Origin of the sequence: Stenotrophomonas sp. ESTM1D_MKCIP4_1, assembly GCF_003086895.1 — a bacterium.
GTDB lineage: Bacteria > Pseudomonadota > Gammaproteobacteria > Xanthomonadales > Xanthomonadaceae > Stenotrophomonas.
Map to the genome: position 1 here is coordinate 4117127 of NZ_CP026004.1, position 20863 is coordinate 4137989.

Genomic DNA, 20863 nt, shown 5'->3' on the forward strand with positions numbered 1-20863 from the left:
GCGCCGGGCCAGGCCCGGCGTTCCCGCCAGCATCAGACCAACGGTTCGTCGGACAGGTAGGTGTAGCCGGTCAGGCCGGCTTCCAGCGCCTGCGACAGCTCCTGCGCACGTTCCGGCGACAGCTCGGCCGCTGCCACGCGCTGGGCATAGGCCGCACGCAGGTCATCCAGCTTGTAGCCCACGTAATCCAGCATCACATCGGTGGTGTCACCACGGCGCTGCTGGGTGATCGCGTAGCTATCGGCATCGGCCACCACTTCCACCGCGTCGGTATCACCGAACAGGTTGTGGATGTCGCCCAGGATTTCCTGGTACGCGCCCACCATGAAGAAACCGATGCGGTAGCTTTCGCCATGCTTGATCGCGTGCAGCGGCAGCGACGTGTCCAGACTCTCGTTCTCGACATAGGTCTTCACCATGCCGTCCGAATCGCAGGTCATGTCGGCGATGATGCCGCGGCGGTCCGGGGTCTCGTTCAGGCGCTCGATCGGCACGATCGGGAACACCTGGTCGATCGCCCACGCATCGGGAATCGATTCAAACACGCTGAAGTTGACGAAGTACTTGTCGACCAGGCGCTCGTTCAGTTCGTCCAGCGCCGGGCGGTGGCTCTTCTCGTCGTAGCTCAGGCGCGCACGCACGCCGTGGGCGATGGCGTAGAACAGATCGTCGATGCGCGCACGCTGCGGCAGGTCGATCTGGCCCAGTGCGTAGCTGGCCAGGCCTTCGGCATGGAAGTGCTGCGCTTCCTGGAACAGTTCCACCGCCGGGCGGGTGTCCAGTTCCTCGTGGATTTCGCGCAGATGGCGGATCGAGGCCGGCTCATCGTCGTGCGCGTCCGGCACGCGGCCTTCCTGCGCCTGTTCCACTTCAGACACGTTGGCAATCAGCACCGCGTGGTGCGCGGTCATCGCGCGGCCGCACTCGGTGACGATGCGCGGCGGGGTCAGGCCATGTTCCTCGCACGCATTGGCCAACGGCTGCACGATGTTGCTGGCGTAGGCATTCAGCCCGTAATTGATCGAGCAGAAACTGCGCGAACGGGTGCCTTCGTAGTCCACGCCCAGGCCGCCACCCACGTCCACGTGGGTGATCTTCGCGCCCAGCTGCGACAGCTCGACGAAATAGCGGGTGGCTTCGCGCATGCCGTTGGCGATGTCGCGCACGTTGGAGATCTGCGAACCCATGTGGAAGTGCAGCAGGCTCAGGCAGTCGGCGTACTCGGTATCACGCAGCGACTTCCACAGGTCCAGCAGCTGGCGCGGGGACAGGCCGAACTTGGCCTTGTCGCCACCGCTGTTCTGCCACTTGCCGGCGCCCAGCGAGGCCAGGCGCATGCGCACGCCCAGGCCCGGCTTCACGTCCAGTGCCTTGGATTCTTCCAGCACCAGCTTCAGCTCGGAGGGCTTTTCAATGACGATGAAGGTCTGCAGGCCCAGCTTGCGGCCGATCAGGGCCAGGCGGATGTACTCGCGGTCCTTGTAACCGTTGCAGACGATCAGGCCACCCGGGCGCGACAGCGCCAGCACGGCCATCAGTTCGGGCTTGCTGCCCGCTTCCAGGCCGAAGCCTTCACCGTGGTGGCTGGCCAGGGTGCCGGCCACGCCGCGGTGCTGGTTCACCTTGATCGGGTACACGGCGGTGTAGCCGCCGGTGTAGTCCCAGTCCTGCTGGGCCTGGGCGAAGGCCGCCTGCAGCTTGCCCAGGCGCTGGCCCAGGATGTCCGGGAAGCGCACCAGCAGCGGCAGCTTGGCGCCGCCTTCACGCGCGGCGTCCACCACCTTGGGCAGCGATACCACCGGGCCGTCTGCCCCGGTCGGTCTCACCACCATGTGCCCGGCCTGATCCACATCGAAGTAACCATCCGCCCAATGCGGGATCGAGTAGGTCTTGCGGGCTTGGTCGAGGGACCAATCGGTCATTGCAGTCGGCCTTGTTGGCAATAAAAGGGGGGGCATGATAACGCCTATATGCCCACAGGTTCGTTATCATGCGCGCCCGCGCCCGTGGCAGGTCTGAACCTGAACGGGCCGATCCGTCCGGATGTGGCATCTGTGCCACGCGGCCCCGCCCGCCAGCCCGGCTTCAACCCTCCGAACAGGACCGTACTTCCATGACTGACAGCAGCAACTGGTACATCGAACACTTCGAGCGCACTGGCTCGGCCATCGGCTACCGCATCACCGGCAAGCTGGACGAGGTGCAGTCGCCGTTCCAGAAGATCGAGATCTTCCAGACCACCGACTGGGGCAACCTGATGACCATCGACGGGGCCATCATGCTGACCAGCAAGGACAACTTCTTCTACCACGAGATGATCAGCCACCCGGTGCTGTTCACCCACGCCGCCCCCAAGCGCGTGGTCATCATCGGTGGCGGCGACTGCGGCACCCTGCGCGAAGTGCTCAAGCACAAGGGCGTGGAGAGCGTGACCCAGTGCGATATCGACGAACAGGTCACCGTGATGGCGCGCAAGCACTTCCCGGAGCTGTGCGATTCCAACGATGACGCCCGCGCCGAACTGCTGTTCGACGACGGCGTGGCCTACATGGCCAACTGCCCGGCCGGCAGCGTGGACGTGGTGATCGTCGATTCGACCGACCCGGTCGGCCCCGGCGAAGGCCTGTTCAACAAGGCGTTCTACGAGAGCTGCTTCAAGGCCCTGAAGGACGACGGCATCCTGGTGCAGCAGTCCGAATCGCCGCTGATGCAGCTGGAACTGATCAACGAAATGCGCGCCGAGATGGGCAAGGCCGGCTTCGGTTCGTTCAAGACCCTGCCGTTCCCGCAGCCGTGCTACCCCACCGGCTGGTGGAGCGTGACCATGGCCCGCAAGGGCGAGAGCGGCTTCGACTTCCGCCAGGCCGATTCGGCCGCCAAGACCTTCAACACCCTGTACTACACCGCCGCGCTGCACACCGGCGTACTGGTGACCCCGCCCTTCGTGCAGGCGGCGTTGAAGTAAGGCGTACCCAGTAAAAAAAACCCGCGCTGGCGACAGCGCGGGTTTTTGCTTTCTGTAGAGTCGAGCCATGCTCGACTGCTTCTGCCAGACAGACAGTCGAGCATGGCTCGACTCTACAAAACGCGATCAGATCGCCCAGATTCCGGCGATCACCGCCACCACCAGGCCCCACTTGATGACCTGGTAGGCCACCACGCTGCGCTCGCGCAGCGCCTTGGCCTTCAGGCGCACCTTGTACACGCCGCCGAACGCCTTGTTGACGCCACCGGTCGGGTCACCCGGCAGGTTCGGCGAGGCGCCGCCGGCCAGCAGCGTGGACGCCACCGCACGGTTGAACAGGCCCGGCAGGCCGAAACGCAGCGGACGGGCGATATCGCAGAACAGGATCACGCGGTCCTGGTCGGTTTCGTTGTGCGCATGGTGGATGTAGGTCTCGTCGAACATCATCCACTCGCCATCGCGCCAGCTCTTCTTCACCCCGTCCACCACGATGTAGCAGCCATCGTCGTTGGGCGTGCTCAGGCCCAGGTGCAGGCGCAGCGAACCGGCGAACGGATCGCGGTGCGGGCGCAGTTCGCTGCCCGGCGGCAGCTGCGCGAACATCGCCGCACGCACGTCGGGAATCGACTCGATCAGCGCCACCGTCTTCGGGCACATCGCCTTGGCCGACGGGTGCGACGGGCCGTACCACTTCAGGTAGAAGCGCTTCCAGCCACGGCGGAAGAACGAATTGAAGCCGGCATCGTTGTAGCTGCTCGACGCGGCGATCTTCTGCGCATCGCGCAGGGCCAGCGCCTCATCGCGGATCACCTGCCAGTTCTGGCGCAGCGGTTCCAGCTGCGGCAGCTCCTTGCCCGGATCCAGGAACGGCGTGGTCGGCACCTTCGAGAACAGGTACATGATCACGTTGATCGGGGCCATGAAGCTGGAATGGTCCAGCAACTGGCGCGACCAGCGCGCGCGGACCTTGCCGCGGTAATGGATGTACAGCACACAGGCCACGAACAACGCTGCCAGGACAATCTTGATGATCAAAACACTTTCCTCCAGCGGGCGCCGGACAGGGAAACGAACGATGCGGCCGCGCGGCCTGCACCAGGTGGGGGACGCGGCAGGGGACGGGGACGTGCCGGTGGGGGCGGCCGCCGATGTCGCGGGTCAACAGCTTATGGTCGGCAGCCGATGCGCCGGGGTCAAGCTGCCCGTGCGTGGCAGGCACGGAATGCACGGCCGGCCCCAATCACGAAGATCCAAGCGATTGATTTTACTGCAGATCCCCATAACTGAGACAGAATTGTCCGAAAAAGCAGTACGAAGTGTTCCAGCCACGGCCCCGACATTTCTCCGACAAAACGTGGATTAGCAAACTTGCCGGTACTAAAATTGACTTAACGAAAGTTTAGCTACTCCTCCCCCGTCGTACCGGTTCGCTTGACGCTTCAGCGCCACCCACCGGGTCGTCCGAGACCCCGCCATGACTTCCTCTGTTTCCCCCTCCCCGTCCTGCGGCAATGACGCCGTGGCACCGCTGCTGCTCAAGCGCGGCGATCGCTTCCTCGCCCCCGATGTCTACCGCACCTGTCTGGACGGCCGTCCGGCAGTGGTGAAGGACTATTCCCGCTACCGGGGCACCCCGGTTTCGCTGATCGCTCGCCTGATGGTGCGTCGCGAAGCACGCATCCTGCAGCGCCTGGGCGGCTGGAAGCACGCACCGGCCCTGCTGGGCACCCTCGGCGGCCTCGCCCTGGGCATGGAATTCATTCCCGGCCAGACCCTCAGCACCGCGCAGGCCGTGGGCAATGAGGTCTTCGACCAGCTGCAGCACGCACTCAACCGCCTGCATGCGGCCGGCATCACCCACAACGATCTGCACGGCACGAACGTGGTGGTGAGCGGCGGCGTGCCGGTCCTGCTGGATTTCACCTCCGCCTGGCGCGCCCCGCGCTGGTTGCGCCGCAACCCGCTCAGCCGGCAGCTGCGCCGCAGCGACATGAAGAACCTGCTGAAGATCCGCCAGCGCGTAACCGGCCAGGCACCGAGCGCCGCGCAGGCCGCACTGGTAGCCGACCCGGGCTGGGTCTCGGCCGTACGCCAGGGCTGGAAGCGGTTCTACAAGTGGGCCAAGCAACGGTAAACGCTGTGGGGGAAGGTAGAGTCGACCGTTGGTCGACTGTCGTTCCCATCCGCAACCGAAATGCCCGCGCTGCGCGGTAGAGTCGACCGTTGGTCGACTGCCGTTCCCATCCGCAGCCCGAAATACCCGCGCTGCGCGCGATGGTCGACTGACAGTCGACTCTACCCCGTCGGATTCCGACGTGCCGCCACCGGCGGTGGGTAGAGTCGACCGTTGGTCCACAGCCGTTCCGATCCGCAGCCCGAAATACCCGCGCTGCGCGCGATGGTCGACTGACAGTCGACTCTACCCCGTCGGATTCCGACGCCCCGCCCTCGGGGGTGAGTAGAGTCGACCGTTGGTCGACTGCCGTTCCCATCCGCAGCCCGAAATACCCGCGCTGCGCGCGATAGTCGACTGACAGTCGACTCTACCCCGTCGGATTCCGACGCCCCGCCCTCGGGGGTGGGTAGAGTCGACCGTTGGTCGACTGCCGTTCCCATCCGCGCCCGAAATGCCCGCGCTGCGCGCGATAGTCGACTGACAGTCGACTCTACCCCGTCGTGTTCCCACGCATGTCCGCGGCGCGCTTACAGCGCGTCCGCGTCCAGCTCGCCGGTACGAATTCGCACCACGCCGCCCAGGTCGTACACGAACACCTTGCCGTCACCGATCTTGCCGGTCCCTGCGGCCTTCACGATCGCCTCGACCACCAGCTCCACCTGGTCGTCAGTCACCGCCACTTCCAGCTTCACCTTCGGCAGGAAGTCGACCACGTACTCGGCGCCACGGTACAGCTCGGTATGGCCCTTCTGCCGGCCAAAGCCTTTCACCTCGGTCACCGTAATACCGGTAACCCCACGCTCGGCCAGCGCTTCGCGCACGTCGTCGAGCTTGAACGGCTTGATCACCGCCATGACCATCTTCATCGTCGATCTCCTGTATTCCGGCGTGGAGGATAGCGCCTGAACGCACCCGGCGCGAAACCGCTGCCGCCTGTGCGTCCGCGCGGGCCGGCAGTATCCTTGTACGTGTACGGCCTGCCAGGCCACGGAGTCCCCCCATGATCGACCTGAATTACCTTGATGATCTCGCCCGCCGCCTCAGCGACCTGGTCCCCCCGGGCCTGCGCGAATCGCGCGAGGAACTGCAGGCCACCTTCAAGACCGCGCTGCAGGCCGGGCTGGCCAAGCTGGACCTGGTCACCCGCGAAGAGTTTGAAGTACAGCGCGCCGTGCTGCTGAAGACCCGCGAGAAGCTGGATGCGCTCGAAGCGGTGGTGCGTGAGCTGGAACAGGGCCGCCCCAACGCGGAGTAAGCGCGCACGCTTCCGGCAGCAAACAACGAGGCCCGCATCTGCGGGCGTTGTCAGTTCCCAGCGAAGCAGTTGCTCTCTCCACCTTCAGTCGCTCACGCCCACTTCCATCCCCACCACCTTCCCGCCCTTGGTGTAGTAGCAGAGGTTCAACAGGTCTTCGGCGTACCTGCATACGCGCTCGACCGCGACAGAACCCAGCGTCACCTGCTCCGTTTCGGCCTCGCCCTCTTTTCGCGCTTCGGCCAGGGCCCTGGCGGCCGGGTCGCCGATGGCAATTCCCTTCAGCGTCAGGCCACGCAGGCTCTCGGTCCTGCCCGACGGTGGCTGGCCGGTGGTGATCGAGGACACGCGGATCACATCAACCGTGCGGTCCTTCGCTGCGCCATCAGCATTGGCGATCACCGCCACTTCCAGCCCCGTGGTCGGGTCCGTGTAGCGATGCTGGATCTGCCCCAGCGCAATGGTCTTGTCGCCGGCCCCGTAACGCTGGATCACCTTGCCCTCATCATAGACATGCGGAACAAAGTCGCCGTCGCGGAACGCCTTGAATACATAGTCCACGGCAGGGGTTGCAGCGTAGGAAGAAGCCGCCGAGGTGAGCAGCGTAAGCACAACAAGCAGGGGAGCAGGGTTTTTCATGGGGCTTATCGGTTTCAAAGGCGAAGGAGGGCGACAGAACCTGAGTACTACACGCCTCAGGAAGCAAGAAGCCGGGCAAACGTCACAAAGGCATTGAACACAGCATGGGCGATGATGCAGATGAATATCGAACCATACCTTGCCCTCAATACGTACAGGCAGACAGATAGGGCTATCAAGGATGCAATTCTGATCGCCCCGGAATCCCAGAATTCCGCCGAATAATGGGCCATACGAACAAACCCGTTCCCGCCAGTGTCGCCACTACAGCATTCGAGCCTCGTCTGAGCAGCTCGAATATGACCCCTCTGTACAACAACTCTTCAACCACGGGCGCGACTATCAAGGCCGCTATCAACATGCTCCACGTGCAATCCCCGTGACCAGGCTGAATGCTCGGCAGATCTACCTGCATCCTGACGAGGACCAGATACATTGCAATACCGGTCGCATAAGTCACCAGCCCTGGCATCGCCACCAGCACAGGCAAACGCCACTTCAGCGCACAGACTGCTGATGCATCCAGACGGGGCGTACAGCCCAGAAACCGCGTCAAGGCTACTACCAGCAGAAACACGATGAGCCCCATGGAGGCATGGTAGGCGACGTTGCCGCCGGCGGGCCTGATGGAGATATCGTAGAGTTTCGCTCCGGCGACTATTCCATTCTCCCTCAAAAACGACTTCGCATAGTTGATCTCATCAGCGATGTACTGACACCTGATGTAATCGGACCCATCAGAGAAGTTCGACGTTGCATCACTGCAGCGAATTCTTCGATCAACGTCCTTGATGTCGAAATCCGTACGAGGCAGGCCTTCAACGCCCCCGGATTCGCGCGCAGGCACCACAACGTCAAAAGTGATGTCCATCCTGTATGGACCGGATGCGATGGAAGACAGGGATATCGCGATGGCTGTAAACAGGACGGCCACGGCGGACAGCACATACATGGCCGCAAAGCGACGGACGCCCCGATACGTCAGGCCGTTACTCACGTATCTCGCGAGCACTGCAATCAGAACCCAGTTCGGGGCAGTGCAACGACGCTGTGGGAAGACGCAGCCGAGGCCGGCAGCGCGAGCACAACAAGCAGGGAAGCACGGGTCTTCATAGGCCAATAAGTTCCAAAGAAAAAGGAGATCGGCAGAACCTGAGCACTACATTTGCCTGAAGCATAACGGCATGGATACGTTTCCGGCAGCCATGGCGCTGGGCACGCGCAGGCGCTATCCCTAGCCGCAACCCATGCAAACCCTGATGGCGATCAGCCACGCCCCTGCAGCACCATCAAGCACCTCTCCGCAGGAAACCTCCTATGAGCCTGGCGCTGGTCTACAGCCGTGCCCGCGCCGGGGTCGATGCCCCGCTGGTGCGGGTGGAAGTGCATCTGTCCGGTGGCCTTCCGGTCACCCAGATCGTCGGCCTGGCCGAAGCCAGCGTGCGCGAAGCGCGCGAGCGCGTGCGTGCCGCCCTGCTCTGCGCGCGTTTCGATTTCCCGCAGCGGCGCATCACCTTGAACCTCGCCCCCGCCGACCTGCCCAAGGAGGGCGGCCGCTACGACCTCGCCATTGCGCTGGCCATCCTCGCCGCCAGCAGGCAGCTGGAACCACAATCGCTGCTGCCCTACGAGTTCCTGGGCGAGCTGGGCCTGACCGGTGAGCTGCGGCCGGTGAGCGGAGCGCTGCCCGCAGCCATTGCCGCCGCCGAGGCCGGCCGCATCCTGATCGTGCCGCCCGGCAACGCCGCCGAGGCTGCACTGGCGCAACACGCCGACGTGCGCGTGGCCCGCACCCTGCTGGAATGCTGTGCCGGGCTGACCAACCCGCGCCTGCTGCCGAAGGTGGAGCGGGTGGATACCACGCCGCAGCCCCTGCCCGATCTGGCCGATGTGCGTGGGCAGGCGCATGCGCGGCGCGCGTTGGAAGTGGCCGCGGCCGGAGGCCACCATCTTCTGCTGATCGGCAGCCCCGGCTGCGGCAAGACCCTGCTGGCTTCGCGCCTGCCCAGCCTGCTGCCGGGCATGGACGAATCCGAAGCACTGCAGCTGGCCGCCATTGCATCGGTCAGCGGCGAAGGACTGGAGCCTAAGCGCTGGCGGCAGCGCCCATTCAGGGCACCGCACCACAGTGCAAGCGCTGCGGCCTTGGTCGGTGGCGGCAACCCGCCCTGCCCCGGCGAGATTTCGCTGGCGCACCACGGCGTGCTCTTCCTGGACGAACTGCCGGAGTGGAGCCGCAGCGCGTTGGAGACGCTGCGCGAGCCGCTGGAATCGGGGCATATCCGCATCGCGCGTGCGGCGCGCAGCGTGCAGTACCCGGCGCGGTTCCAGTTGGTGGCCGCGATGAATCCCTGCCCATGCGGCTGGGCGGGCGACCGCAGCAACCGCTGCCTGTGCTCGGATGAACGCATCACCCGCTATCGCGCACGCGTGTCAGGGCCGCTGCTGGACCGCATCGACCTGCATATCAGCGTCGCCAGAATGGATGCGGTAGCACTGCGCGAAAGCACGCCCTTGGGGGAATCGAGCGAGGTTGTGCGGGCACGGGTGGAAGCCGCGCATGCACGACAGCGGGCGCGCGGCGGATTGAATGCCCATCTGGCCCCGGCCGCACTGCGGGCGTGCACACGGCTGAGCGAGGACGATCAGGATCTGTTGGAACAGGCGATCGAGCGGCTGCAGCTTTCCGCGCGCGCGATGCACCGCATTCTGCGGGTGGCACGGACGATTGCCGACCTGGAAGGGTGCGAGGCGATCACCACGCCACACCTGGCAGAAGCGATTGGCTATCGGCAGTTGGACAGGGGAAAGCCAGAAGGATGACGCGACAGCTCAGACATGAAAAACCCCGGCCGCGTGCCCAATGAAGGCAGAGACGGTAACGGGGTGTACGGGCGCACGTTACCTCGCAAGCGGGCGCTTTGCAATCGACCACGCGAAGGTGACTGGAAAGCAATGCAACACGCAGATCTTGAGGACGCGCTGTCTCTGGAACGCTTTGGACGCTACATGGCGTGGGCCGCGGGCGACCGCGACAGAGCCATCGCGCTGTACGGCCACAACACACGCCTTTCCGAAAGCCTCTACACGCCGCTGCAGACCCTGGAGGTCGTGCTGCGCAATCGCATTCACAACGCACTGACCCAAGCCAAAGGCGACACGTGGCTCTACGATCACACGCGAGTGCTACGTGTACCTCACCAGATCCAGCAGATAACCAAGGCCATGATGAGCTGATAAAAGCGGGAAAGGTCGTGACGGCGGGCGGCGTGGTTGCCGGGCTCACCTTCAGTTTCTGGACGACGATGTTCAACAAGGACTACGAGGCGCTTTGGCAACGGATCCTGCACCGAATTGCCGCCCCATCCGCACCGAAAGGACTGAAGAGGAAGAGCTTCTCCGGGCCACTCACTCGCATACGCGTGCTGCGCAACCGGATCGCGCATCACGAACCTATCCTCAGCAGGAACCTGTACCAGGACCATGCTGAGATCCTGCAACTGATCGGGTGGCTTTCCCCCCCGCCTCGATCTGGTGCCGCGAGAACAACCGGTTCCCATGCGTTTACCCGGACAAAGGGATCGTACTTTCCCATCCGCAACACGCTAAACCCTGACGCTGCAGCCTGACACGTCTACCGACGCCATCCTGCCCGGCTCCACATCAGAAGTAGAACCCGATATTCAGGTTCAACCGGGAATGCCACCGCGCCGGGCCGCCTTCGTCGATGCCGATGCCATCGCCGCCAGCAAACCACATGTTGCGACCGGCGATCCAGTCAACGTAGGTAAGCATGATGCCTTTCTGCAGGCTGCAGCCGGTGACGTTCTGCCACGAATCACGCAGCCCTGCACGGTGCCCCACCGGGCGCGTCATGCTGAGGTTGTTGTAGCAGCTCACCTCATCCAGCCAGCCACGCGGCCCGAACGAGTAGGCGACATTGGCACTGGGGACATCCGCCTGCGCCGCAACCTCGAACGGTGCCTGGAAGGCTGCGAGCGCGATGCGCTGGCCGGGCACGTCGTACCGGTAGCGGGCCCATTGCAGCTGCGTGGTCCATCCGTCGCGCTTCCACTGCGCATGCACCGCAGCGCCCTGATGGCCGTATTGGCGATGGGTACGGGTGTTCTGCACATGCCCCGCAAACGCTGACGCGCCCAGCAGAAGCTCGCCGCCAGCCCAGTCACGGGATCGCTCCACGCGGGCGTGCAGGCGCTGCCGTTCGCGGTAAGGAAGCTCCGCCGTCTGCGCCACATCGAAGGAATAGCGGTCGTAGCGTGCCCCCGAACCGTACTCATCGCCTGAAAACCAACCGAAATGCCAGGTGGTGTCGCCACTGCGGTGGCTCAGCACAATGCCGGGATCGTAGTCGTCTTCAATGCCGAGGTAATAGCCGGAACCAAACCAGAAGCTCTGGGAAACCGTCGGCAGCAGACCGAAGGGGACCTGCTGGATACCGGCTTTCAGCTCGGTGCTTTCGGAGAACTTCCAACCGGCATACACGTGGTGAATGGCATCGAAGCCGTCGTACCAGCGGTACTGTGCCGAAAAGGTGAAGGGGCCCGTGCCTGCGTCCAGATCCACGCGCAGCAGCTCCAGCTGCAGGCGGCTGGTCGGCCCATAATCCAGCCAGCCATAGTTGAACCGCACTGCACCACCGGGCTCGAAGTACGGGGTTCCGTCCTGCCCGCGTTCTGCTGCGCCTGCCTGCTGGGTGAAACCCACCAGCGCGGCGGAGATGATGTAGGAAAGTGCTCTCACGACGATGTCTCGTGCCCCTGCTGCAACAGTGAAAGCACTTGATTCTAGCGTCGGGGTGATCACTGCCCAGTGAGGGGGCCGGTGCGCCTGCGGCGGGGGAGGCAGGGGTGCAGGCGCACCGGCAGAACGGTTCAGAGCAGCGCGGTCATCGCATCAACCAGGGTGTCGGTGTCGCACGGGCCGTCGTAGCGGACACCATTGATGAACAGGCACGGGGTACCGTTCACGCCACTGCGTACGCCGCCCATGAAATCACGCTCGATCCGCGCGTCGAACGCGCCGTTGCTGGCGGCATCCAGCAATGCGGAATCCAGCCCAAGTTCGCGGGCATAAGCGCACAGATCTTCGTCGCTCAGAGCGTTCTGGCGCTGGTACAGCAGGTCGTGCGCCTGCCAGAACAAACCCACCTCGGCTGCGGCTTCGGCGAAACGCGCGGCCGCCAGTGCATGCGGATGGATTTCCGTAATGGGGAAGTTGCGGAACACAAGGCGCATGCGGTTTCCCATGGCCTTCTGCACCGCTTTCAGCACGGGGTATGCCTCGCCACAGTAGGGGCACTGGTAGTCGCCGTACTCCACCAGGGTGATGGGGGCGTCCTGCGGGCCGTCGCTGTGGTCGGCGTCGCTCACGGGAATGGAAAGACCTTTCATGACGAAACTCCTGTGGCGGTAGCCGCCGGGGCTGAAAGCGCTTCAAGCGCATCGAGGATGCCGTCGGCGCCAGGGTTGATTCCCAGGGGAGAAATGAAGCTCCAGCGCACCACACCCTTGGCATCGATCACGAACAGGGCGCGCTCGCACACACCGTCCTGCTCGCGGTAGGCGCCATAACGGCGGGCGACCTCACCCTTCGGTTCAAAATCGGCCAACAGCGGAAAGTGCAGGTGCCGCTCGGCGGCAAAGGCGGAATGGCACCACACCCCATCCACCGAAATGCCCACCAGCTGTGCGCCATGCCGCTGGAATTCGGACTGCAGCTGGCTGTACAGCGCCAGCTGGTCGCCGCAGACCGGGCTCCAATCGGCGGGATAGAACACAAGAACCACCGGCCGGCCGCGCAGTTCCGTCAGGCGCAGGCGTTGGTCCGGCGTGGCCGGAAGCTCGAAATCCGGCGCTGGGGTACCCGGTGGCAGGGGCGAACCTGAAGTAGACATTGCGATCTCCTGAAAGACAGCGCCGAGGCGATAAGCACGATGGGTCGACAGGCCCAGACTACGCAGCGACGCACTGCGCCGGTATCGCGCCATGGTCTCCCCGGCTCATACGTTGGTAGGTGTCACCGGCAGAGATAGACCACGCGCGCTCAGCGGTTGATGTCGACGATGCCAAGCACCGCGGCCGTGCGCGCGCGACTGGCCAGACACGCCGCCTCATCCACCGCGAGGTCGATTCCATAGGTGGGGAACACCTGGCGAAGCTTCGGCAGCCACCGCGACTCCGTCAGGCGGTCCGCGAAGCAGGTCTTCACCATATCCAGGGCCACGGAGGCAGCCGTCGACGCGCCGGGTGATGCGCCCAGCAGCGCGGCCAGGGAACGGTCCTCGCACACCACCAGTTCGGTGCCGAACTTGAGGCTGCCTCCGTAGTCTCCACTGTTGGGCTTGATGATCTGCACGCGCTGCCCGGCCACTTGTACCTTCCAGTCCTTTGACTGCGCCTGGGGGAAGAAGGCCTCCAGCGCTTCAAACTGCGCACGATGGGTCTGGAACACTTCGGCCAGCAGATACTCTTCCAGCGCGATGTTGTCCTTGGCCACGTCCAGCAACGGAATGAGGTTGCCCGCCCTGATCGACTCGAAGAGATCGCCCAACGAGCCGTGTTTCAGGAAGCGCGTGGAGAACCCGGCATAGGGCCCGAACAGCAACGAACGCCGCCCATCGATGATGCGCGTGTCCAGATGGGGCACGGACATCGGTGGCGATCCGCTTGCCGCCTTTCCATAGACCTTGGCGTGGTGCTGGCTGGCCAGGCCGTCCACATCACACCGCAGCCAGATGCCTCGTCCACCACGTACAGCAGTGCCGCGGTTTTCATCGGTGCCAGGTGCTGCATCGGACGGTTCCAGAAATGCTTATGTGCGCAGGGCGCCCATGGGGCGCCCTGCGTTGCTGCTCATCAGTGCGGACAGCGGCGCTGTCAGATGTCCTGATGGTGGTGTGCGGGTGGGGTTACAGGTGCGTCGTCGCCCCCCACGAAGTGCCGAACCACGGGCGAGCGCTCGCCGCGATGCAGCGCCCTCAGTGCCTCCTGGATCTGCTTGTCATCGGCCGTGATGCGCTCGTGCTGGCGCAGATGCTCCAGCCAGGACGCAGTGACGAAGTACTCCAGATGGATGCCGGGGCTGGCCACATCTTCTACAACACCCCACACCACGGCGCCATCACGCCGCCGGATGATGCCGAGCTGGTGCATGTGCGTGTGGAACGCCGCACGATCCGCATCGTCAATGCGGTACTCCACCGTCACCAGCACCGGGCCACGATCATGCGCCACCGCCACCGACAGCTCCGGCGCAGGCCAGTGCCCCGCCGGACGCAGGTTCAGTTCCTCGGTGCCGGCGATGCGGACACGCCACACCAGCAGGCCACCGACGACCGCACCGATGGCGGCCACCAGCAGCGCCAGTTCCGGCGAGGTCCGCTGTGCCAACGCACCCCAGCTCAGGCCACCAGCGGCCATGCCCAGCGAGAAGATCATGATGTACAGCGCCAGGGCGCGTGCACGCACCCAGGCCGGTACCGAGGTCTGGGCCGCGATCTGCAGCGAGGACAGCACGGTGATCCAGGCGAAGCCGTTGATCATCATCACCGGCGGCAGCAGGTACCAGCTGCGCAGCAGTGCCAGGCCCACCAGGCTTCCCGCCAGCGCGAGCGTGGCCAGCAGCACCAGCAGGTCGCGGTCAAGCCTGGCACGCAGCTTTGGCAGCAGCAGCGCCCCGCCCACCGCACCAATGCCGATGCAGCCCAGCAGCATGCCGTACTGCCCTGCCCCGCCGTGCATCTGCCCGCGGACCACCACCGGCAGCAGCGCGTTTGCGGCAGCGGCAAAGAAGAAGAAGCCGACCGACTTGATCAGCACCGCCTGCAGCTTGCCGGCCTTCGTGGCGTAGCGGATGCCTGCCTTCAGCCCGGCCCCGAAGCCTTCCGGCGGCAGGCTCGAGGCCGTTGCGTCGCGCTTCCAGGCCCACACCACCACCAGCATGGCCGCGAAGGTGATGGCGTTGAAGGCGAAGGCATACATGGCGCCCAGCTGGGACACGATGACGCCGCCGATGGCCGGGCCGATCGAGCGGGCGATGTTGATGCCGATCGAGTTGAGCGCCACGGCAGACGCCAGCATCGGCTGCGGCACCAGTTCCGAAACGATGGCGGCCTGTGCCGGCATCGCCATGGCTGCACCACAGCCCATGCAGAAGGTCAGCAGCACCAGCAGTTCCGGCGTCAGCATCTGCAGGTGGGTCAGCACGGCCATGACCAGTGCCACCAGCAGCATCCAGCCCTGGGTGTACAGCAGGTACTTGCGGCGGTCGACAATGTCGGCCAGCGTGCCAGCGGCCAGTGCCAGCAGCACGATCGGCACGGTGGTGGCGGACTGCACCAGCGCCACCATCAGCGGCGAACCGGTGCGCTCGGCCATCACCCAGGCCGCGGCCACATCATTCACCCAGGTGCCGATGTTGCTGGCCAGGATGGCCAGCCACAGCGACCGGAACATGCCGATCTTCAATGGGGACCAGGCACCAGCGGCCTGTGCGGGGGGTTGTGACGCGCTTGCGTTCACCATTGCCATGCTCCAACGATTGATGCGAACAGCGTGTCCTGGCCACCGGCCTGCCTGATGGCAGGGCCCGCATCCAACCAGGCCACCTGCAGCTGCCATTGCCAATGTTCGCTGGGCTGCCAGCGCGTTTCGGATTTGTATTGATTGCCAATGCGACGGGGACCGCCTGCCGTACCCGGCAGCGCCACCAGCGGCGACGGCGTGGTGTAGACCGCATCGGCGCGGCGGTGCTTCCAGGCCATCTGCACGCCCAGTTCCGTGGTCACCTTCTCATGCACATGCAGGGTCAGCGTCGGCTGGATGTCCATCAGGTTGGCCGGTGCCAACAGGCTGGCTTCACTGAAGTAGGCCGACTTCGGGTACAACGCATTGAACGTGCCCAAGCGACCATCGTGCAGGTTGCCATCGCCACTGGCGATGTCCGCCTTGGCACCCAGCCGCGGCTTCAGCGGTACATCCTGCCACTGCCAGCCCGTGTCCGTCGCCACCGTCCAGGCACGGATGTCCAGGTCGGCGCCCGCCGTACGCAGTTCACCGCCCTGGGCCACCAGTTCGGTATTCCAGTCCAGACCGCCGTGGCGGCCGAACCAGCGCGTTCCCACGGTCTGCCGCCGCTCGATGCCACTGCCCGCGGCAAAGCGGCCGGCTTCCCTGCGGTAGTCCAGCAGGTACAGATCCCACTGGCCCGGCCCATGGCCGGCGGCGGTGGTGGCATACGCACCCCACAGGTGCGCGCCATGCTCGCCACGGTCATCAAAGGCGCCCGGGCGGTTCTCGACCGCGCGCAGAGCCATCAGGTCCAGCTTGCCGAGGCGGCCGGTCCAGCCAACGCGTGCACCATCGAACGCCAGGCGGATGTTCGGCCCGTCACGCACCGACAGCAGGCGCGAGCTGCCGTAGCCGGCTTCCTGCCGGCCCAGCTGCACGTGCACGCCGTTGTTTTCCCAGCGCCAGTAGGCCTGCTGGATATCCAGGGCGCCGCGATCGGTCTTGCCCGGGCCACCGGCCTTGCCCTCTTCGGCATGTGCACCCAGCTGCACCATCGCCAGCCAGTTGTCCTGGCGGTACCGCGCCGATGCCAGGGCGCGCAGCAGCCCATAGCCATCTTCGCTCTCGCCGATGCCGAACCGGGTCGGGTCGTAGTACATGCCACGCAGGCGCAACGACGCGTCCAGCTGCAGCTGGCCATCGCCAATGCCGGTGCAGGCGCCGCCGTCACAGGCCATCGCCAGTGACGGGGCTGCGAGCAGGGCCAGGGTCAGAACGCGAAGCATGAGCATCCCATTGCACCCCAGAACGAGGTCAGTTCGTTGGTCGGCGCGGCATGCAGTGCGGCATGTCCGTGCGCGCCATGGGCACCGCAGGGCGCGCCATGATGGTGGTGGTGGGCCATGGCCAGACCCGTGGCAGTGCCGCCCACGTGGTAACCACCGAACTTGTTGACCGGCGACCAGTCCGGCATCGCCGGCGGCAGCGGCGCGGCCAGCCCCTCGAAATCGCCATCCGAATGCACGATCTTGCCGCCCACCACCGTCAGCAGGCTGGTGATATCGGCAATCTGGTGGTCGTCAACGCGGAAGAAGTCCGAAGACAGGATGCTGAAGTCCGCCAGCTGGCCAACCTTCAGCGTGCCCTTGGTGGCTTCATCACCCGAGAACCATGCACTGCCCTGGGTCCACAGGCGCAGCGCCTGCTCACGCTCCAGCAGGTTCTCTTCGCCGTACAGGGCCAGGCCACCGACGGTACGCCCGGTCACCAGCCACGACAGCGCCACCCATGGGTTGTAGCTGGCCACGCGGGTTGCATCGGTGCCGGCGCCCACCGGCACGCCTTCGGACAGCATGCGCTTGACCGGCGGCGTATGCCGCGCTGCCTGCACGCCGTAGCGCTCGACGAACGCCTCGCCCTGGTACGCCATGCGGTGCTGCACGGCAATGCCTCCGCCCAGCGCGCGGATGCGCTCGATGTTGCGCGGGGTGATGGTCTCGGCATGGTCGATGAACCAGCGCAGCCCATCGAACGGCACCTCGCGGTTGACCTGCTCGTACACATCCAGAATGCGCGTGATGCTTTCATCGTAGGTGGCATGGATGCGGAACGGCCAGCGCTTCTGCACCAGCAGCTTCACCACGTCATGCAGTTCCGGTTCCAGCTCCGGCGGCAGTTCCGGGCGCGGCTCATTGAACAGCTCGAAATCCGCCGCGGAAAACACCAGCATTTCGCCCGCACCGTTGTGGCGCAGCAGGTCATCACCCTGGCGCGGCGTCAGCATGTCCGTCCAGCGCTCGAAGTCGGCCATTTCCTGGCCCTGCTTCTGGGTGAACAGGTTGTAGGCAATACGCACCGTCAGCTGGTCATCGCGATGCAGCTGTTCGATGACCTGGTAATCCTCGGGATAATTCTGGAAACCACCACCGGCATCGATCACCGAAGTGATGCCCAGGCGGTTCAACTCGCGCATGAAGTGGCGGGTGGAATTGGCCTGGTATTCGATCGGCAGGCGCGGGCCCTTGGCCAGCGTCGCGTACAGGATCAGCGCGTTGGGCTTGGCCAGCAGCAGGCCGGTCGGGTTGCCCAGCGAATCGCGGACGATCTGCCCACCCGGCGGGTCCTTCGTGTCCTTGGTGTAGCCCGCCGCACGCAGGGCCGCGCGGTTGAGCAGCGCACGGTCGTACAGATGCAGCAGGAACACCGGCGTATCCGGCGCGATGTCGTTCAGTTCCTGCAGGGTCGGCAGGCGCTTTTCCTGGAACTGCGTTGCAGTGAAGCCACCCACCACGCGCACCCACTGCGGTGCCGGGGTACGGTCGACCTGGGCCTTCAGCATGGCCATCGCATCGGCCAGCGAACGCAGGCCGTCCCAGCGCAGTTCCAGGTTGTAGTTCAGGCCACCCCGGATCAGGTGGGTGTGGCTGTCATTGAGCCCGGGAATGAGCCGGCGCCCCTGGCCATCAAGAATGGTCGCCTCGGCAGCCCAGCCGCGCATGACCTCTTCATTGGTGCCAACGGCCACGATCCGGCCATCCTGCACGGCCAGCGCTTCTGCGTGCGGCATGGCCGGGTCGAGGGTGGTGATGCGCGCGTTGCGGATCACCAGCGTGCTCATCCGCTTGCTCTGCTCGGGCGAAAGCACCTTGGCAACGCTGCGGCCGACGAAGCCCATGGCCAGGGCAGCACCCGCGCCAACGATGACGTTGCGGCGCGACGGAAGAATCGGTTCGTCACTCATGCCTTCGCCTCCAGGTTCGCGGCCCGCAGGCCATCAACGGAAAAGCGGCCGCCGCCCAGCAGCGCGATCGACAGCAGCGCGGCCAGCCACATCAGCGGGTATTCCACGCCCGTGCCCATCCAGAACCAACCGTGCGGCACGGCAATCCACACCGTGGTGGCGATGAAACCCGCCGCAATGACGGCCGAAATACGGGTCCAAGCGCCCAGCAGCACGGTCAGGCCGAACAGGCTCTGCACCACGGCCAGCACCAGGGCGACGGCCGGGGTGGCCGGCAGGCCGAACTGCGCCAGCTCCTGCACGAAGCCGCCCAGGCCCGGGCCGCCAAACCAGCCAAACAGCTTGCCCAGGCCGTGCGGCAGCAGGAAGCCGCCCGCACTAAGCCGCAGAAGGAGCACTGCAGCATCATGTCGAATGTTCACTTCTGCGGCCGTCTTCATCAGTGGCCGCCTTCCTGCGCGCCGAACATGGTCTTGGCGTACTGGATGCCGATGCCGTAGCCGCCGGCATGGTCACGGGCGATGCCGGTGGTCAGGCCGTAGGTCTCGCCACGTGCCCAGTCGCGCTGCAGTTCCAGCAGGTACTGCACGCTGGTGATCGGGCGCGCACCGGCCTGCACCATGCGGGTGATCGCACGCTCGTGTGCTTCGTCGCTCACGTCGCCGCAGGCATCGGTGATCACATAGACCTCGAAGCCCTGTTCCAGCGCCGACAGGGTCGGGCCGACGATGCACACGCTGGTCCACAGGCCTGCCAGCACCAGGCGACGCTTGCCGATGCGGTTGATCTCATCGATCACCGGCTGGTCTTCCCAGGTGTTCATCGAGGTGCGGTCGAACACGGTCTGGCCGGGGAAGATCTGCGGCAGTTCCGGAAACATCGGGCCGGAGAACGAAGCCTCGGCCACGGTGGTCAGCACCACCGGCACGTTGAAGCCCTTGGCGCCCTTGCTGATCAGCGAGACGTTGTTGCGCAGCGCGGAGATGTCGATGGTGTGGGTGGCAAACGCCATCTGCGACTGGAAGTCGATCAGCACCAGGGCATGGTCGGTCGGGGACAGCAGGCCCTTGGCGGGGGTAGCGGTAGCGTGGGTCATTTCAATGTCCTTTGGGGTTATCAGGTGCTTCGTGCGGTGTAGCGCGTGGGGGTGCAGCCCATTTCCCGGCGGAAACACCGCACGAAATGGCTCTGGTCGAAGAAGCCGAACTGCGCGGCGATCTGTGCCATCGGCTGGCGGCGCTGGCGGAGTTCCTGGCTGGCCAACTCGATGCGCACGCGGCGGATGTAATGCGTGGGGGTGGTGCCAAGGCCTGCCTGGAACAGGCGCGCCAAATGGAAGCGGCTCACGCACGCGGCAGCGGCCACGTCCTCTATCCGCACCGGCTTGTCCAGGTTGCACGCGATGTAGCGCACGGCCCGGTCCAATGCCGCACTGCGGCTGGAAGGCTTCAGGAAGCGCACGTCATCGGGCGGCAAGGGGTGGGCCATCGACAGCACGGTCCTTGGAAGGCAGCACAGCTTGCCGCCGCCCTGCCTTCACACGTAGCCCTGTTGGTTGAGTGAACGACCTACTCTTTAGGGTTACTACTCTCTGGGGTTGCGGCTGGCACCTACCAGATCGACCACACGACGCCCGAACGAGCACGCATCCAGCGAATACGCCCCGGGGCCCAGCAGCAGCAGGCCCAGCGGCAGCACGGCCAGTGCGGTCAGCGGCCCGGTCCACAGCATGATGGCCGTGGCCAGCAGCACTGCGGGCAAGGTCAGCCAGCCTGCCGCCACCAGAACGGAGGCGACCAGCGATGCGCCGGTGTGCCAGGGATCGCTGCCGATCGACCAGCAGAGCGTCGCGGCCAGGCACAGCCGCATCCAGAGCAGACCGAAACCCGGCGCCCTGTCAGGGAACATGACGTACAGCCTCTGCAAGATGGCTCCCCCTGAGCTACGGACATCATTAGTAGCCGATGCAATCACTTCCCACCTACCCCGATCGGGTAGTAAACGGCCCGTGCCCCTGCCCTGCCGGCGTACTGCCAATTCGTTATGCCCGCCCGATCTG

The 20863-nt window shown here is 65.1% G+C and carries 21 protein-coding genes; 5 read left to right on the forward strand and 16 right to left on the reverse strand.

Going from position 1 to position 20863, the window contains the following annotated elements:
* Nucleotides 1-32: 32 nt before the first annotated feature.
* Nucleotides 33-1922 (reverse strand): arginine decarboxylase, encoded by a 1890-nt coding sequence (gene speA, locus C1924_RS18630; protein ID WP_108766637.1) that lies wholly within the window; start codon nucleotides 1920-1922, stop codon nucleotides 33-35.
* A gap of 191 nt (nucleotides 1923-2113) precedes the next feature.
* Here speA and speE point away from each other — a divergent pair, with 191 nt between their 5' ends.
* Complete coding sequence (gene speE / locus C1924_RS18635) at nucleotides 2114-2965, forward strand: polyamine aminopropyltransferase (RefSeq protein WP_108766638.1); 852 nt, start codon at nucleotides 2114-2116, stop codon at nucleotides 2963-2965.
* A gap of 126 nt (nucleotides 2966-3091) precedes the next feature.
* Here the strand turns inward: speE and C1924_RS18640 are convergent, their stop codons facing one another.
* Entirely contained in the window at nucleotides 3092-3997 is a 906-nt protein-coding gene (locus C1924_RS18640) for an aspartyl/asparaginyl beta-hydroxylase domain-containing protein (RefSeq protein WP_174208738.1), read from the reverse strand.
* Between the two features lie 442 nt (nucleotides 3998-4439).
* On the opposite strand from C1924_RS18640, the gene C1924_RS18645 reads away from it, so the two are divergent.
* A complete protein-coding gene (locus C1924_RS18645; RefSeq protein ID WP_108766639.1) occupies nucleotides 4440-5099 on the forward strand; it encodes an RIO1 family regulatory kinase/ATPase in 660 nt (219 codons plus the stop codon).
* A gap of 569 nt (nucleotides 5100-5668) precedes the next feature.
* Here C1924_RS18645 and C1924_RS18650 read toward each other — a convergent pair.
* Nucleotides 5669-6007, reverse strand: coding sequence for a P-II family nitrogen regulator (locus C1924_RS18650; RefSeq protein WP_108766640.1), 339 nt, complete (start codon nucleotides 6005-6007; stop codon nucleotides 5669-5671).
* A 134-nt stretch (nucleotides 6008-6141) separates the two neighbouring features.
* Between C1924_RS18650 and C1924_RS18655 the strand changes: the two genes are divergently transcribed.
* Nucleotides 6142-6396, forward strand: coding sequence for an accessory factor UbiK family protein (locus C1924_RS18655; RefSeq protein WP_108766641.1), 255 nt, complete (start codon nucleotides 6142-6144; stop codon nucleotides 6394-6396).
* Nucleotides 6397-6480: 84 nt separating this feature from the next.
* On the opposite strand, the gene C1924_RS18660 is transcribed toward C1924_RS18655, so the two are convergent.
* Together C1924_RS18660 and C1924_RS18665 are read right to left on the reverse strand one after the other, a co-directional pair.
* On the reverse strand, nucleotides 6481-7035 hold the full coding sequence (locus tag C1924_RS18660; RefSeq protein WP_159094838.1) for a hypothetical protein: 555 nt from the start codon (nucleotides 7033-7035) through the stop codon (nucleotides 6481-6483).
* A gap of 175 nt (nucleotides 7036-7210) precedes the next feature.
* Nucleotides 7211-7987, reverse strand: coding sequence for a type II CAAX endopeptidase family protein (locus tag C1924_RS18665; RefSeq protein WP_159094839.1), 777 nt, complete (start codon nucleotides 7985-7987; stop codon nucleotides 7211-7213).
* A 365-nt stretch (nucleotides 7988-8352) separates the two neighbouring features.
* Here C1924_RS18665 and C1924_RS18670 point away from each other — a divergent pair, with 365 nt between their 5' ends.
* Nucleotides 8353-9858 (forward strand): YifB family Mg chelatase-like AAA ATPase, encoded by a 1506-nt coding sequence (locus tag C1924_RS18670; RefSeq protein WP_108766644.1) that lies wholly within the window; start codon nucleotides 8353-8355, stop codon nucleotides 9856-9858.
* 15 nt (nucleotides 9859-9873) lie between these two features.
* A complete protein-coding gene (locus C1924_RS20640) occupies nucleotides 9874-10272 on the forward strand; it encodes a hypothetical protein (protein WP_254051173.1) in 399 nt (132 codons plus the stop codon).
* 426 nt (nucleotides 10273-10698) lie between these two features.
* Here C1924_RS20640 and C1924_RS18680 read toward each other — a convergent pair whose 3' ends face one another.
* The 11 genes from C1924_RS18680 to C1924_RS18730 all read right to left on the reverse strand — a co-directional run bounded on the left by C1924_RS18680 (nucleotide 10699) and on the right by C1924_RS18730 (nucleotide 20712).
* Nucleotides 10699-11859: a hypothetical protein gene (locus C1924_RS18680; RefSeq protein WP_254051174.1), complete on the reverse strand. Its 1161-nt coding sequence runs from the start codon at nucleotides 11857-11859 to the stop codon at nucleotides 10699-10701.
* A gap of 68 nt (nucleotides 11860-11927) precedes the next feature.
* Entirely contained in the window at nucleotides 11928-12446 is a 519-nt protein-coding gene (locus C1924_RS18685) for a DsbA family protein (RefSeq protein ID WP_108766646.1), read from the reverse strand.
* Complete coding sequence (locus C1924_RS18690) at nucleotides 12443-12949, reverse strand: peroxiredoxin (protein WP_108766647.1); 507 nt, start codon at nucleotides 12947-12949, stop codon at nucleotides 12443-12445. Before C1924_RS18690 ends, C1924_RS18685 begins: the two co-directional genes overlap by 4 nt.
* A 149-nt stretch (nucleotides 12950-13098) precedes the next feature.
* Nucleotides 13099-13860, reverse strand: a complete 762-nt coding sequence (locus C1924_RS18695) for a malate:quinone oxidoreductase (RefSeq protein ID WP_108766648.1) — start codon at nucleotides 13858-13860, stop codon at nucleotides 13099-13101.
* 71 nt (nucleotides 13861-13931) lie between these two features.
* Complete coding sequence (locus C1924_RS18700) at nucleotides 13932-15578, reverse strand: MFS transporter (protein ID WP_108766649.1); 1647 nt, start codon at nucleotides 15576-15578, stop codon at nucleotides 13932-13934.
* Nucleotides 15572-16855, reverse strand: coding sequence for an alginate export family protein (locus C1924_RS18705; protein WP_108766650.1), 1284 nt, complete (start codon nucleotides 16853-16855; stop codon nucleotides 15572-15574). The genes C1924_RS18700 and C1924_RS18705 overlap by 7 nt, the downstream gene beginning before the upstream one ends.
* Nucleotides 16834-18681, reverse strand: a complete 1848-nt coding sequence (locus C1924_RS18710) for an amidohydrolase (RefSeq protein WP_174209000.1) — start codon at nucleotides 18679-18681, stop codon at nucleotides 16834-16836. Before C1924_RS18710 ends, C1924_RS18705 begins: the two co-directional genes overlap by 22 nt.
* A gap of 119 nt (nucleotides 18682-18800) precedes the next feature.
* The gene (locus C1924_RS18715; RefSeq protein WP_108766652.1) at nucleotides 18801-19244 is read right to left on the reverse strand and encodes a DoxX family protein; all 444 of its coding nucleotides are present in this window, start codon (nucleotides 19242-19244) and stop codon (nucleotides 18801-18803) included.
* A complete protein-coding gene (locus tag C1924_RS18720) occupies nucleotides 19244-19900 on the reverse strand; it encodes a hydrolase (protein WP_108766653.1) in 657 nt (218 codons plus the stop codon). The genes C1924_RS18715 and C1924_RS18720 overlap by 1 nt, the downstream gene beginning before the upstream one ends.
* A 20-nt stretch (nucleotides 19901-19920) precedes the next feature.
* Nucleotides 19921-20292 carry an AraC family transcriptional regulator gene (locus tag C1924_RS18725; protein ID WP_108766654.1) on the reverse strand — a complete coding sequence of 124 codons (372 nt, stop codon included), beginning with the start codon at nucleotides 20290-20292 and terminating at the stop codon, nucleotides 19921-19923.
* Nucleotides 20293-20388: 96 nt separating this feature from the next.
* Complete coding sequence (locus C1924_RS18730) at nucleotides 20389-20712, reverse strand: hypothetical protein (RefSeq protein WP_343125670.1); 324 nt, start codon at nucleotides 20710-20712, stop codon at nucleotides 20389-20391.
* Nucleotides 20713-20863: the final 151 nt, after the last annotated feature.

Bases quoted from the DNA above. Each gene is read 5' to 3' on its own strand.
- speA (WP_108766637.1), bottom strand. From the start codon at position 1,922: ATGACCGATTGGTCCCTCGACCAAGCCCGCAAGACCTACTCGATCCCG.
- speE (WP_108766638.1), top strand. From the start codon at position 2,114: ATGACTGACAGCAGCAACTGGTACATCGAACACTTCGAGCGCACTGGC.
- C1924_RS18645 (WP_108766639.1), top strand. From the start codon at position 4,440: ATGACTTCCTCTGTTTCCCCCTCCCCGTCCTGCGGCAATGACGCCGTG.
- C1924_RS18650 (WP_108766640.1), bottom strand. From the start codon at position 6,007: ATGAAGATGGTCATGGCGGTGATCAAGCCGTTCAAGCTCGACGACGTG.
- C1924_RS18655 (WP_108766641.1), top strand. From the start codon at position 6,142: ATGATCGACCTGAATTACCTTGATGATCTCGCCCGCCGCCTCAGCGAC.
- C1924_RS18660 (WP_159094838.1), bottom strand. From the start codon at position 7,035: ATGAAAAACCCTGCTCCCCTGCTTGTTGTGCTTACGCTGCTCACCTCG.
- C1924_RS18665 (WP_159094839.1), bottom strand. From the start codon at position 7,987: ATGTATGTGCTGTCCGCCGTGGCCGTCCTGTTTACAGCCATCGCGATA.
- C1924_RS18670 (WP_108766644.1), top strand. From the start codon at position 8,353: ATGAGCCTGGCGCTGGTCTACAGCCGTGCCCGCGCCGGGGTCGATGCC.
- C1924_RS20640 (WP_254051173.1), top strand. From the start codon at position 9,874: ATGAAAAACCCCGGCCGCGTGCCCAATGAAGGCAGAGACGGTAACGGG.
- C1924_RS18685 (WP_108766646.1), bottom strand. From the start codon at position 12,446: ATGAAAGGTCTTTCCATTCCCGTGAGCGACGCCGACCACAGCGACGGC.
- C1924_RS18690 (WP_108766647.1), bottom strand. From the start codon at position 12,949: ATGTCTACTTCAGGTTCGCCCCTGCCACCGGGTACCCCAGCGCCGGAT.
- C1924_RS18700 (WP_108766649.1), bottom strand. From the start codon at position 15,578: ATGGTGAACGCAAGCGCGTCACAACCCCCCGCACAGGCCGCTGGTGCC.
- C1924_RS18705 (WP_108766650.1), bottom strand. From the start codon at position 16,855: ATGCTCATGCTTCGCGTTCTGACCCTGGCCCTGCTCGCAGCCCCGTCA.
- C1924_RS18710 (WP_174209000.1), bottom strand. From the start codon at position 18,681: ATGAGCACGCTGGTGATCCGCAACGCGCGCATCACCACCCTCGACCCG.
- C1924_RS18715 (WP_108766652.1), bottom strand. From the start codon at position 19,244: ATGAAGACGGCCGCAGAAGTGAACATTCGACATGATGCTGCAGTGCTC.
- C1924_RS18720 (WP_108766653.1), bottom strand. From the start codon at position 19,900: ATGACCCACGCTACCGCTACCCCCGCCAAGGGCCTGCTGTCCCCGACC.
- C1924_RS18725 (WP_108766654.1), bottom strand. From the start codon at position 20,292: ATGGCCCACCCCTTGCCGCCCGATGACGTGCGCTTCCTGAAGCCTTCC.
- C1924_RS18730 (WP_343125670.1), bottom strand. From the start codon at position 20,712: ATGTTCCCTGACAGGGCGCCGGGTTTCGGTCTGCTCTGGATGCGGCTG.